Annotated in this window: 13 protein-coding genes; 8 read left to right on the forward strand and 5 right to left on the reverse strand. The window is 68.6% G+C overall.

Annotated elements, in window-relative coordinates:
* Positions 1-61: 61 nt before the first annotated feature.
* The 4 genes from AC1DYK_RS10680 to xdhC form a co-directional block, all read right to left on the reverse strand.
* Positions 62-775 carry a phosphatase PAP2 family protein gene (locus tag AC1DYK_RS10680; protein WP_478166264.1) on the reverse strand — a complete coding sequence of 238 codons (714 nt, stop codon included), beginning with the start codon at positions 773-775 and terminating at the stop codon, positions 62-64.
* A 61-nt stretch (positions 776-836) separates the two neighbouring features.
* A complete protein-coding gene (locus AC1DYK_RS10685) occupies positions 837-2,171 on the reverse strand; it encodes a glycerate kinase type-2 family protein (protein WP_478166265.1) in 1,335 nt (444 codons plus the stop codon).
* A 160-nt stretch (positions 2,172-2,331) separates the two neighbouring features.
* On the reverse strand, positions 2,332-3,528 hold the full coding sequence (locus AC1DYK_RS10690) for a urate hydroxylase PuuD (RefSeq protein WP_478166266.1): 1,197 nt from the start codon (positions 3,526-3,528) through the stop codon (positions 2,332-2,334).
* 206 nt (positions 3,529-3,734) lie between these two features.
* Positions 3,735-4,547 carry a xanthine dehydrogenase accessory protein XdhC gene (gene xdhC / locus AC1DYK_RS10695; RefSeq protein WP_478166267.1) on the reverse strand — a complete coding sequence of 271 codons (813 nt, stop codon included), beginning with the start codon at positions 4,545-4,547 and terminating at the stop codon, positions 3,735-3,737.
* Positions 4,548-4,624: 77 nt separating this feature from the next.
* Here xdhC and AC1DYK_RS10700 point away from each other — a divergent pair, with 77 nt between their 5' ends.
* On the forward strand, positions 4,625-5,125 hold the full coding sequence (locus AC1DYK_RS10700) for a hypothetical protein (RefSeq protein ID WP_478166268.1): 501 nt from the start codon (positions 4,625-4,627) through the stop codon (positions 5,123-5,125).
* Positions 5,126-5,393: 268 nt separating this feature from the next.
* Here AC1DYK_RS10700 and uraH read toward each other — a convergent pair whose 3' ends face one another.
* The gene (gene uraH / locus AC1DYK_RS10705) at positions 5,394-5,756 is read right to left on the reverse strand and encodes a hydroxyisourate hydrolase (protein ID WP_478094940.1); all 363 of its coding nucleotides are present in this window, start codon (positions 5,754-5,756) and stop codon (positions 5,394-5,396) included.
* Between the two features lie 74 nt (positions 5,757-5,830).
* Between uraH and AC1DYK_RS10710 the strand changes: the two genes are divergently transcribed.
* The 7 genes from AC1DYK_RS10710 (at position 5,831) to AC1DYK_RS10740 (ending at position 12,932) form a co-directional block, all read left to right on the forward strand.
* A complete protein-coding gene (locus AC1DYK_RS10710) occupies positions 5,831-6,505 on the forward strand; it encodes a GntR family transcriptional regulator (protein WP_478166269.1) in 675 nt (224 codons plus the stop codon).
* A 268-nt stretch (positions 6,506-6,773) separates the two neighbouring features.
* Positions 6,774-7,721, forward strand: coding sequence for an allantoinase PuuE (gene puuE, locus AC1DYK_RS10715; protein ID WP_478166270.1), 948 nt, complete (start codon positions 6,774-6,776; stop codon positions 7,719-7,721).
* Between the two features lies 1 nt (position 7,722).
* Positions 7,723-9,504: a 2-oxo-4-hydroxy-4-carboxy-5-ureidoimidazoline decarboxylase gene (gene uraD / locus AC1DYK_RS10720; protein WP_478166271.1), complete on the forward strand. Its 1,782-nt coding sequence runs from the start codon at positions 7,723-7,725 to the stop codon at positions 9,502-9,504.
* Entirely contained in the window at positions 9,501-10,727 is a 1,227-nt protein-coding gene (locus AC1DYK_RS10725) for a M20 family metallopeptidase (RefSeq protein ID WP_478166272.1), read from the forward strand. The genes uraD and AC1DYK_RS10725 overlap by 4 nt, the downstream gene beginning before the upstream one ends.
* A 353-nt stretch (positions 10,728-11,080) precedes the next feature.
* Positions 11,081-11,482, forward strand: coding sequence for a GreA/GreB family elongation factor (locus AC1DYK_RS10730; protein ID WP_478166273.1), 402 nt, complete (start codon positions 11,081-11,083; stop codon positions 11,480-11,482).
* Positions 11,483-11,586: 104 nt separating this feature from the next.
* On the forward strand, positions 11,587-12,498 hold the full coding sequence (locus AC1DYK_RS10735; RefSeq protein WP_478166274.1) for a universal stress protein: 912 nt from the start codon (positions 11,587-11,589) through the stop codon (positions 12,496-12,498).
* Positions 12,495-12,932: a GreA/GreB family elongation factor gene (locus tag AC1DYK_RS10740; protein ID WP_478166275.1), complete on the forward strand. Its 438-nt coding sequence runs from the start codon at positions 12,495-12,497 to the stop codon at positions 12,930-12,932. The genes AC1DYK_RS10735 and AC1DYK_RS10740 overlap by 4 nt, the downstream gene beginning before the upstream one ends.
* The last annotated feature ends 4 nt before the right edge of the window (positions 12,933-12,936 follow it).

Below are 12,936 nucleotides of genomic sequence, written 5' to 3' on the forward strand. Positions count from 1 at the left end.
GTCCCGCGAGAATCAGTTCTTCCTGGCACGGCCGCCGAACCGGCCCGCGGGCAGTGACGGCTCATGATATCCGCTCCAGTCGGGCGAAAATCGCGCCGGCACGCGGCCGCCAGCGCAGCGAAGGCAGCGCGAACGCGACGCCGAGCAGTGCGCCGGCCACCACGTCGAGCACCACGTGCTGCTTGATCGCCAGCGTCGACCAGGCGATGGCCGCGAACCACAGTGCGTTGATCACGCGCAGCGCCATCGGCGCGCCTGCCTGGCGCAGGATGTGCTCGATCCAGAGGGCCGTGAAGATCGCGATCGCCACGTGCATCGACGGACAGGCGTTGCCCGCGGCGTCGACGCCCTGCAGGATCGCGAAGCCGGGGAAGTCCGTCGGCGGCAGCGTCATCGGCGGGATCTGCGTCGGCCAGAAAAAGAAGAACCCGAGACCGGTCAGGCACAGCCCGCCGACCCACAGCCCGTACACCACCAGTTCCTTGAACGTGAGCTGGAGTCCGGGCGCGACCCCCACGTACAACCAGAGCGAGAAATAGGCGACGAGCGCCTGCGGCTGGAACGGGATCAGACGGTCGATCGCGGTCAACGGCATCGCCGCGACCGGACTCGCCGGTTGGCGCAGCAGATGGAAGTAGCCGATGAAGAAGAGCCAGGTGAACGCGGTGGTGCCGATCACCTTGAGGACGAAATGCCTGCGGATCCGAAGCCAGATCTCGACCTGCCAGCTCTCGAAGGGGCGGGGCGCCGGGCGCAGGTCGTTGGGTGGATTCATGAGGCTCGGCGTTGTCGCCGATTCTCTCACCAGCTTCGACGGCGAGCCTGTGGGCCAACCGCTACAGGATCAGCAGGGCCCTGAAGTCGTTGACGTTCGTGTGGGTCGGCCCGGTCACCAGCAGATCGCCGATGGCGTCGAAGTAGCCGTAGGCGTCGTTGCGGTCGAGGTGGCTCGCGAGCTTGGCGCCGGCCGCCTCGGCACGGCGCAGCGTGTCGGGCGTGACGAGGGCGCCGGCATTGTCCTCGACGCCGTCGATGCCGTCGGTGTCGGCGGCCAGTGCCCAGACGCCTTCGCAGCCGGCCAGCGCACCCGCGAGCCCCATGCAGAACTCACCCGCGCGGCCGCCGCGGCCCTTGGCCTGGCCGGGCTGCCGCGGCCGGATCGTGACCGTGGTTTCGCCGCCCGACAGGATCACGCAGGGCTTCGCGAACGGCGCCCCGCGCAGCGCCACCGCACGCGCCAGGGCGCCATGCACCTTGCCCACTTCGCGCGATTCGCCTTCCATCTCGTCGCTGAGGACGTGCGCTGCGATGCCGCCGGCACGCGCCGCGGCCGCAGCCGCGTCGAGCGATTGCTGGGGTGCCGCGATCACGTGCGTCACGTGGCCCTCGAACACCGCATCGCCGGGCTTGGGCGTCTCGAGCGCGCCGCTCTCGAGCCGGGCCCGCACCGGTGCCGGCACGTCGATCCGGTAGCGGTCGAGGATCGCCAGCGCGTCGGCGCAGCTGCTCGCGTCGGGCACGGTGGGTCCGCTCGCGATCACAGCCGGATCGTCGCCCGGCACATCGCTGATGGTGAGCGTCACGACCTGCGCCGGCGCGCAGGCGGCGGCGAGCCGCCCGCCCTTGATGCGCGACAGGTGCTTGCGCACGCAGTTCATCTCACCGATGTGGGCGCCCGATTCGAGCAGTTGGGTGTTGATGCGCTGCTTGTCAGTCAGCGTGAGCCCTTCGGCCGGCAGGGTGAGCAGCGACGAGCCGCCGCCCGAAATCAGGCACAGCACCAGGTCATCGGCCGTGAGGCCTTCGGTCAGCGCGAGGATCCGTTGCGCGGCATCCAGCCCCGCCTGGTCGGGCACCGGATGCGCGGCCTCGACCAGTTCGATCCGGGAGGCCAGCCCCGCGGGTCGCGGCGGAACGTGACCGTAGCGCGTGACCACCAGGCCCGACAGCGGCGCCTCCGCCGGCCACAGCGCCTCCAGCGCCTGCGCCATCGAGCCGCCGGCCTTGCCGGCGCCGAGCACCAGCGTGCGCCCCTTCGGCGGCGGGGGCAGGTAAGCCCCCATGCTCGCCAGCGGCAGCGCGCGCTCGACCGCGACGCGGTAGAGGTGCGCGAGGAATTCGCGGGGCGCCGAGTGCGCGTCAGGTATTTGCTGCAGCTTCGATGTGTTCATACGTCACCTTGTCCCGGACATTGTCTCCATCTCCGCCCGCTCGCCGCCAGGCGAGCCGGGCCCTTCGCGAAACACCGCGGAACCGGCTTCGCCGGGCCGCCGGTGTTGCCCCCGGTAGGGGGTGGGCGGCTACACGCAGTGAGCCAACCTGGGGGCGAGCTTATTTTGTTTTTGCCCCGCCTTCGAACCACTTGCCGATCAGGGCCCGTTCGGCATCCGTGATGCCGGTCGAGTTGTTCATCGGCATGATCTTGGTCACCACCGCCTGCTGGTACACCGACTGCGCGTGCGCGGCGACCTGATCCGGCGTGTCGAGGCGCACGTTCTTCATCTGCACCTGCGCGCCATGGCACATGTAGCAGCGCTGCTCGAGCACTTTCTGCACTTCGCCGAACGACACCTTCTGCACGGCCGCGGGCGCTGCGGCGGGCTCGGGCCTCATCCAGACGATGGTGAGGCCCAGCACCGCGATGCCGAACAACGCGTACGGAATCGGATTGCGCGCATTGCCGAGCTTGAAGCGATGGCGCACCACGAAGAACTGCCGGATGGCCGCGCCGCCGAGCATGATCAACAGCAGCACGATCCAGTTGTACTTGTGGGTGTAGGTGAAGCTGTAGTGGTTGCTCAGCATCGCGAACAGCACCGGCAGCGTGAAGTAGGTGTTGTGCACGCTGCGCTGCTTGCCGCGCTGGCCATGCACCGGGTCTACGGCCAAGCCTTCGCGCAGCGCCTGCACGTTCTTGCGCTGGCCCGGGATGATCCAGAAGAACACGTTGCCGCTCATGGTCGTGGCCATCATCGCGCCGACCAGCAGGAAGGCCGCGCGGCCCGCGAACCACTGGCAGGCCAGCCAGGTCGCGAACGCGATGAAGACGGCGACCAGCACGCCGACGATGGTGTCGCCGTTCTTGCGCCGGCCGAACAACTGGCAGATGCCGTCGTACACCATCCAGAAGACCACGAAGAAGGCCAGCGCGACGCCGATCGCGGCGCCCGGCTGCCAGTCCATCCTGGACTTGTCGATCAGGTAGGTGCTCGCGTTCCACAGATAGGACATCGTGAACAGCGCGAAGCCCGTGAGCCAGGTCGAGTAGCTCTCCCAGTACGACCAGTGCAGGTGGTCCGGCAGCCGCTTGGGCGCCAGCGCGTACTTCTGCATGTTGTAGAAGCCGCCGCCATGCACCGCCCACTGCTCGCCGCCGACGCCCTTGTCCAGGGACTCCTGGTCTTGCGGCTTCTCCAGGCTGTTGTCCAGCATCACGAAGTAGAAGGAGGCGCCGATCCAGGCAACGGCGGTGATGACGTGGACCCAGCGAAGTAGCAGGTTGGCCCAGTCGAGGTAATAGCTTTCCATTTGCTCTCAACCTTGTCGGCGCGTGGGAGCGCCGCGGTGTTCCGGCCTGCTCACCACTGCGGGCGCTGTAAGCAGAGAAAGTGCCGCGAACGCAGACCCTGGTCGAGGTCTCGCTCCGCTGCGGCTTGTGGACTGGAGTGTATACACTTTTGCTTGCGGACTCGGGGGTTTTGCGGCACGGGACATGCAGGAAAACCCTGAGCGATTCATGCGGAAGGAAGCGACTGCAACAACTGTGCCGCCACGGCCACGGCGATCACCTCGGGCTCCTTGCCGCCGATGCCGGGAACGCCGATCGGGCAGGTCACGCGGGCCATCTCCTCGGCGGTGAAGCCGCGTGCCTCCAGCCGATGGCGGAAGGTCGCCCACTTCGTCTTGCTGCCGATCAGGCCGATGTAGGGCAGGTCGTCGCGCTCGCGCAGCCGCTTGAGGCAGGCGATCACGATGTCGAGGTCTTCGGCATGACTGAAGCTCATGATCAGCACGCGCGAGCCCGGCGCGAGTTGCCCCACCGCGTGCTGCACGGGCTCGGAATGCTCGGTTTCGATCTGCGCCGGCAGTTCGGCCGGGAACACGCCGTCGCGGCTGTCGATCCAGCGCACCGCGAACGGCAGGGTCGCCAGCAGCCGTGCCAGCGCCGCGCCCACGTGGCCGCCGCCGAACAGCGCCACGGGTTCCAGGTGTGCAAGCAGTTCGGCCTGGAGCGCCTGCGCATCCGCCGCCTCGATGCGGCGGTACGACAGGAACACCACCCCGCCGCAGCACTGGCCCAGGCTCGGCCCCAGCGGATAGCGCCGCACGCCCTCGATGGCCGGGCCGCCGGCCAGCCAGGCCCGCGCCTCGTCGATGGCCTGGAACTCGAGCTGGCCGCCGCCGATGGTGGCCGTGAGCCCATCGGCCCAGACCGCCATCCAGGTGCCGGCCTCGCGCGGCGCGGAGCCCTCGGTCGAAACGACCTGCACCAGCACTGCGCTTTCGCGCTGCAGGCGCGCGAGCAGTTCGTCGACTGCGCCGCTCATTGCGAAACCTCCATGGGATCGGCCCGACGATACCTCCGGTTGCGCGGCACCCGGCCGGGCACGGTATAAACCGGCCGATGCATTTTCAGTCCTTGCCGCGCCGCCTCGCCCTCGCGGCCACCCTCCTCGCCAGCCTTTGGCTCGCCGGCTGCAGCACCACGCCGAGCGGTGCCGTCCCGGGCCAGCTCAGCAGCGCCAAGCCCGAGCCGGGCGACAACAGCCGCGGCAAGCCGCGAGCGTCCAGCGCCGCCACGGCGCGCGACTACCGCAAGGACGCCGCCCGCCACGTCTACGAGATCAACAAGGCACGCATCTACGGCGGCAAGCTGCCACCGATGCTCTACGCGGTCGGCACGCTGCAGGTCAACCTCGATGCGGATGGCAAGGTGCTGTCGATGCACTGGATGCGGGCACCGACGCACGCGCCCGAGGTGATCGCCGAGATCGAGCGCACCGTGCTCGTGGCCGCGCCCTACCCGGCCGCCTCGCGGCTCGGCAAGGTGACCTGGACCGACACCTGGCTGTGGGACGAAGGCGGTCATTTCCAGCTGGACACCTTGAGCGAAGGGCAAATGTAGCTCGCCCCCAGGTTGCCCGGCACTTCGTGTCCGGGCGCCCACCCCCTACCGGGGGCGCAGTCAGCGGCCCGGCGAAGCCGGTTCCGCGACTGCCCACCAACAGGCCTGGCTGCGCCGGCCGTGAAATCCGGCGCTGCACTTCTTTCTCGGCCGCGCGCAGCGCGCCCGTTGGTGAAACACCGCGGAACCGGCTTCGCCGGGCCGCTGGTGTTGCCCCCGGTAGGGGGTGGGAGGGCTACACGAAGTGAGCCCGACCTGGGGGCGAGCATCATGACCCGCGGTAGGTGGAGTAGCTCCACGGACTCACCAGCAGGGGCACGTGATAGTGCTGGTCGGTGTGCGCGACGCCGAAATCCAGCGCCACCCGGTTCAGGAAGTTCGGCTCGGGCAGCGTCACGCCGCGGGCCTTGAAATAGCCCGCGACATCGAACACCAACCGGTAGGTGCCGGTCTTCAGCGTGCTGTTGTCATACAGCGGCCCGTCGCTGCGGCCGTCCGCGTTCAGCGTGAAGCGCCTGACCAGCGTGGCGCGCGCGTCTTCCGCGGTGCCGTCGGTGGTGAAGAGCGCGACCTCCATGCCGCCGGCCGGGCAGCCGTGCATCGTGTCCAGTACGTGAGTGCTCAGGCCCATGAATCTTCTCCTTCGGTGCATTCGGGAAATTACGGTCGACAAAAGTGTATACAGTTATCGGCTTTGGGTCTATCATGAAAAACATGGACTCGACCACCACCCGCGCGATCGTCGACGCACTCACCAAGGCCATTGTGGAGCACAGGCTCCAGCCGGGCAGCAAGCTGGCCGAGCAGAAGCTCGCGGACCACTTCGGCGTCTCGCGCACGCTGGTGCGGCAGGCGCTGTTCCAGCTGTCGCAGAACAAGCTGATCCGGCTCGAGCCGGCGCGCGGCGCCTTCGTGGCGGCACCCGCGGTCGACGAGGCCAAGCAGGTGTTCGCGGTGCGCCGCATGCTCGAGGCCGAGATGACGCGCGCCTTCGTTCGCAACGTCACGCCGGCCAAGATCAAGGCACTCAGGGAGCACGTCGCACTCGAGAAGGCCGCCGTCTCGGGCGAGGACATCTCGGGCCGCACCGAGTTGCTTGGCGACTTCCACGTGCGCATGGCCGAGTTGATGGGCAACACGGTGCTGGCGCAGATCCTCGGCGAGCTGATCTCGCGCTGCGCACTGATCACGCTGATGTACCAGAGCGCAACCGCGGCCGAGCACTCGAACGACGAGCACGCCGACATCGTGAAGGCCCTCGCCGCCAAGGACGAGGAACGCGCCGTGCGACTCATGACCGAGCATCTCGAGCACGTCGAGGCCAACCTCACTTTCGACCGCAAGGTCCCCACCCACGACATCTCCCTCGCACTGGCATGACACCCACCCCCGTTGCTTGCTCACTTCGTGTAGCCGCCTCCCCCCTCAAGGGGGCAACACCAGTGGCCCGGCGAAGCCGGTTCCGCGGTGTTTCACCAACGGGCCTGGCTGCGCCGGCCGATTCGGAAACCAGGCTGATCTGTACTGCGGCTGCGCGTAGTGCGCCTGTTCGTGGGCAGCCGCGGAACCGGCTTCGCCGGGCCGCTGGCTGCGCCCCCGGTAGGGGGTGGGCGCCCGACACGCAGTGCGGGCAACCTGGGGGCGAGCAATGATCTACGACACTACCCTGCCCTACCCGCGCGACCTCGTCGGCTACGGCCGCAACCCGCCGCATGCGCAATGGCCCGGCCGCGCCCGCATCGCGGTCCAGTTCGTCCTCAACTACGAGGAGGGCGGCGAGAACTGCGTGCTGCACGGCGACGCCGGCTCCGAGCAGTTCCTGTCCGAGATGTTCAACCCCGCGAGCTACCCCGAACGCCACATCAGCATGGAGGGGATCTACGAATACGGTTCGCGCGCAGGCGTCTGGCGCATCCTGCGCGAGTTCGAGAAACGCGGCCTGCCGCTGACCGTGTTCGGCGTCGGCATGGCGCTCGAACGCCATCCCGAACTCGCGGCCGCCTTCAAGGAACTGGGCCACGAGATCGCCTGCCACGGCTGGCGCTGGATCCATTACCAGAACCTCGACGAGGCCACGGAACGCGAGCACATGCGCCTGGGCATGGAGGCCATCGAGAAGCTCACGGGCCAGCGCGCACTCGGCTGGTACACGGGCCGCGACAGCCCGCGCACGCGCCGCCTGGTGGCCGACTACGGCGGCTTCGAATACGACAGCGACTACTACGGCGACGACCTGCCGTTCTGGATGAAGGTGCAGAAGACCGATGGCCAGGTGGTGCCGCAACTCATCGTGCCCTACACGCTCGACTGCAACGACATGCGCTTCGCGCTGCCGCAGGGCTATTCGCACGCCGACCCGTTCTTCCAGTACATGAAGGACAGCTTCGACGCGCTCTACGCCGAGGGCGACGAGGCGCCGAAGATGATGAGCATCGGCATGCACTGCCGCTTGCTGGGGCGGCCCGGGCGCATCGTCGCGCTGCAGCGCTTCCTCGACCACATCGCCGCGCACGACCGCGTCTGGATCTGCACCCGGCTCGACATCGCGCGGCACTGGAAAGCGACGCATCCCTACGCCGCCTCACAAGGAAACTGACATGGCGCTCACCATCGACCAACTCAATGCGGCATCGGCCGACCAAGCCGTCGCGCTGCTCGACGGCGTCTACGAGCATTCGCCTTGGATCGCGGCGCGCTCGCTCGTATCGCGTCCGTTCCGCTCGCTCCCGCACCTCAAGCATGCGCTGGTGCAGGCCGTGACCCACGCCTCGCGCGAAGAGCAGCTCGGCCTGATCCGCGCCCACCCCGAGCTCGCGGGCAAGGCCATGGTCAGCAAGAGCCTGACCGCCGAATCGACCAACGAGCAGAACAAGGCCGGCCTGACCGACTGCACGCCCGAGGAGTTCGCGAGGATCCAGCAGCTCAACGCCGACTACAACGCCAAGTTCGGCTTCCCGTTCATCCTCGCGGTGCGCGGCCCGCGCGGCACCGGTCTCCTGAAGCGCGAGATCATCGAAACCTTCGAGCGCCGGCTGCACCACCACCCGGCCTTCGAGCTCGGCGAGGCGCTGCGCAACATCCACCGCATCGCGGAGATCCGCCTGGACGACAAGTTCGATGCCGACCCGACGCTCGGCAACGTGGTCTGGGACTGGCAGGAGAAGCTGGCCGTCCACACCGACCCGGGCTACGCCGAGAAGGGCCAGCTCACGGTCACCTACCTGACCGACGCGCATCGCGCCTGCGCAGCCCAGATCGCCCAGGACATGCGCGAGGCCGGCTTCGACAGCGTGCAGATCGATGCCGTGGGCAACGTGGTCGGCCGCTACGAGGGCGCCACGCCCGGCGCCCGGGCGCTGCTCACGGGCTCGCACTACGACACGGTGCGCAACGGCGGCAAGTACGACGGCCGGCTCGGCATCTTCGTGCCGATGGCCTGCGTGCGCGAACTCAAGCGGCAGAACCGCCGGCTGCCGTTCGCCTTCGAGGTGGTGGGCTTCGCCGAAGAGGAAGGCCAGCGCTACAAGGCCACCTTCCTGGGCTCCGGCGCGCTGATCGGCCACTTCGACACGGCATGGCTCGACCAGAAGGACGCCGACGGCATCACGATGCGCGAGGCGCGGCGCCACGCGGGCCTCAAGGACGAAGACATCCCGAAGCTGCAGCGCGATCCCTCGAAGTACCTGGGTTTCGTCGAAGTCCACATCGAACAGGGCCCGGTACTGACCGAACTCGACCTGCCGCTCGGCATCGTGACCTCGATCAACGGCAGCGTGCGCTACGTCGGCGAGGTCATCGGCATGGCGAGCCACGCGGGCACCACCCCCATGGACCGCCGCCGCGACGCCGCGGCCGCCGTGGCCGAGCTGATCCTGTTCGCCGAGCAGCGCGCTGCGAAGGACGGCGATTCGGTCGCCACGGTCGGCATGCTCGAAGTGCCGAATGGCTCGATCAACGTGGTGCCCGGGCGCTGCAAGTTCAGCCTCGACCTGCGGGCGCCGAACAACGAACAGCGCGACGCGCTCGCGGCCGACGTCGTCGAAGCGCTGAAGGAGATCTGCGAGCGCCGCGGCGTGCGCCACACGCTCGAGGAAACGATGCGCGCGGCCGCGGCGCCCAGCGCGCCCGGTTGGCAGCAGCGCTGGGAGAAGGCGGTCGACACGCTCGGCGTGCCGCTGTTCCGCATGCCGAGCGGCGCCGGCCACGACGCGATGAAACTGCACGAGGTGATGCCGCAAGCCATGCTCTTCGTGCGCGGCATCAATTCGGGCATCAGCCACAACCCGCTCGAATCGAGCACCAACGACGACATGCAGCTGGCAGTTCTTGCCTTGCAAATCCTGCTGGACAACCTCGCCAACGAGCAAACCCAACCATGACCGACTACAAGAAACTCGACGCCTGGATCGACGCCCACTTCGACGAGGAGGTGCGCTTCCTGCAGGACCTGGTGCGCGTGCCCACCGACACGCCGCCCGGCAACAACGCACCGCACGCCGAGCGCACGGCGGAGCTGATCCAGGCCTTCGGCTTCGAGGCCGAGAAGCACGCCGTGCCCGAACAGGAGGTGAAGGACTACGGCCTCGAATCCATCACCAACCTGATCGTGCGCCGGAAGTACGGCAACGGTGGACGCACGGTGGCGCTCAATGCGCACGGCGACGTGGTCCCGCCCGGCGAAGGCTGGAGCCATGACCCCTACGGCGGCGAGATCGACGGCGGCAGCCTCTACGGCCGCGCCGCCGCGGTCAGCAAGAGCGACTTCGCGAGCTTCACCTTCGCGGTGCGTGCGCTCGAGGCCGTCGCCAAGCCAGCGCATGGCAGCGTCGAACTGCACTTCACCTACGACGAGGAATTCGGCGGCATCCTGGGCCCGGGCTGGCTGCTCAAGCAGGGCCTCACCAAGCCCGACCTGATGATCGCGGCCGGCTTCAGCTACGAGGTGGTCACGGCGCACAACGGCTGCCTGCAGATGGAAGTCACGGTGCACGGCAAGATGGCGCATGCCGCGATCCCGACCAGCGGCGTCGATGCGCTTCAGGGCGCGGTCCACATCCTGAACGCGCTCTATGCACAGAACACGCTCTACCAGCAGGTGACGTCGAAGGTCGAGGGCATCACTCACCCCTACCTCAATGTCGGCCGCATCGAGGGCGGCACCAACACCAACGTCGTGCCCGGCAAGGTGGTCTTCAAGCTCGACCGCCGGATGATCCCCGAGGAGAACCCGGTCGAGGTCGAAGCCAGCATCCGCAAGGTCATCGCCGATGCCGCGGCACCGCTGCCCGGCATCACGGTCGACATCAAGCGCATGCTGCTGGCCAATTCGATGAAGCCGCTGGCCGGCAACAAGCCGCTGGTCGATGCGATCCAGAAGCACGGCCAGGCGCTCTTCGGCGAGCCGATCAAGGCCATGGGCACGCCGCTCTACACCGATGTGCGGCTGTACGGCGAAGCCGGCATCCCCGGCGTGATCTACGGCGCCGGCCCGCGCACCGTTCTCGAGTCGCATGCCAAGCGCAACGACGAGCGCGTGGTGCTCGAAGACCTGCGGCGCGCCACCAAGGTCATCGCGCGGACCCTGAGCGACCTGCTGGCCTGAGCCTCTGAGCGCAGCGCCGGGCCATTCGCCCGGCGTTCTCATATCGGCAAGGCGCGTGAGGCCATTGCTTGAGCCGATCAGGGGTCGCCGATAGACTCGGCCGCATGCCAACCCCCGCGCTGCTCCAGAACCACGCTGCCTTCGCAGTCCTGCCCCTTGCGGCGGACCGCGCGCATGCGCAGTTCCTGGCGAGCACGGCGGGTTGCCAGCCGACGCCCGCAGATTCCTAAGCCCGGCGGTCCGCTCCTCTCCCCCTTTCAGCGCAGACCTTTCGACCGCCGGGCACCAGCCTCGCGCGGTAGTGGCCGCTGCCCGATCGATCGGGCAGGCCGCATTCGACTGGAGTGCGTTTCATGCAGGCAACGATTCACGGCGAGCGCACGCTCACCGACCATGACTTCGTCCGGCTCAGCAGGCTGCTGAACGGCCAGCTGCCCCCGGGCCTCGCCGACCTCATCGGCTCGGCCGAGGTCCTTCCCTCCCGCGACCTTCCCGCGGACATCGTCTCGATGTACTCGCAGGTCGAGATCGTCGACCTCCACACCCAGCGCCGGCAGCAGCTGACCGTCTGCTATCCCGGCGACGCCGAGCCTGGCGCCGGCTACGTCTCGGTGCTCTCGCCGGTCGGCAGCGCCTTGCTCGGGCTGAAGGCCGGGGCGGTCGCGCGCTGGCAGACACCGAGCGGCGAGGAAGGCAGCGCCGAGATCGTCGCCGTGCTGTTCCAGCCCGAACACCGCGGCGCCGTCGCCGGCTAGAAGCCCCCCCACGCTTCGTCACTGCGTGCACTCGCCGCCCTCCCAAGGAGGCCGCGGGCCGGCCGAGGCACGCGCTTGTCACTCGCGAAGAGGAGAAACCTGCAATGAACATCCGATCCATCCTGGCCATCACCGACTTTTCGCGGCAAGCCAACCAGGCCGTCGAACGTGCGGCCCAGCTCGCGGTCTTGCACCGCGCCACGCTCAAGCTCATGGTTTTCGCCACCGATGGCAATGCAGCGCCCGTCGACGCGGCCAGCCGGCTGGCGCACGCCGCCAAGGACTTGGGCCGCCGGCTCGCCATCACCGTGCGGACGGTGAGCCGGAGCGCGAACAGCCTTGCGGATGTCGCGCAGGAAGCCAGCTGCGCCGACCTGCTGGTGCTCGGCCATGGCCGCGAACGCACGCTCGGCGCGTTGCTGCGCGGCCAGACCGCCGAGCGGCTGGCGCGCCTTTGCCGCTGCCCGATCCTGGTCAGCAAGCTGGCACCGCGGCAACGCTACGGCAGGATCCTGGTCGCCGTGAACTTCACGCCGGCATCGAAGAACCTGGTCAAGCTGGCCTGGATGCTGGACGACGACGCCGAGGTCGAGCTGTTTCACGCCATCAGCACCCGCAACGAGGCGAAGCTGCGCTCCGCCGAGGTGTCCCAGCACGCCATCAAGGCCTACAGGCACGAATGCATGCGCCACGCGCGCGACCGCATCTTCTGGCTCACCGATTCGTTCGACTCCCGCCGCAACCGCGTGATGTCGGCCATCGGCCACGGCGACCCCGCCCGGCAGGCCGCGATCCAGCAGGACTGCGTGGGCGCCGATCTGCTGGTGGTCGGCAAGCGCAGCAACTCGCCGGTCGTGGACTTCGTCTTCGGCAGCGTGGCGCAGCGCGTGCTGTGCTGGGCGAGCAGCGACGTCCTGATCGTGCCCGACGACTTCCAGGCCTCGACACGCGCCGCGGCAATGCAGCGGATCGAGGCCGAGCGCGCCCTCGCGCCGGCCGTCGGGAGGATCTCATGAGCGACGCACGCCTGCTCACGATGGACGAAGCCCAGCTCCTGTCGCGGGCGGCCGAACACTGGCTGCGGCTCGGCGAGGTGGAGCTCAACCCCGGCGAGCAGGCCCTGGCGCTGCTGTCGCAGGCCACCTTGCGCCCCCGCGGGTGCACGCGCAGCGACATCGCCGGCCTCAACTGGACGCTGCAGATCGAGCCGGCGGATGGCAGGGAGGTGCGCGAGTTCACGCTGGTCTGTCCGCGCGACGCCGACGTCTCGCAGCGCCGCGTCTCGGTCCTGACGCCACTGGGACTGAGCTTTATCGGCCAGACCGTCGGCGCCGTGGCCCGGCTCCCCCACGCCACCGGCGGCACGAGCGCGGTCCGCATCCTCGGCGTCCGGCGCTGCAGCGAGCTCGGGCGCCATCCGGAGGACCCGGAGCTGCTTCATGCGCCCTGAGGCG

The sequence above is a fragment of the Variovorax sp. P2_H12 genome, assembly GCF_056403395.1.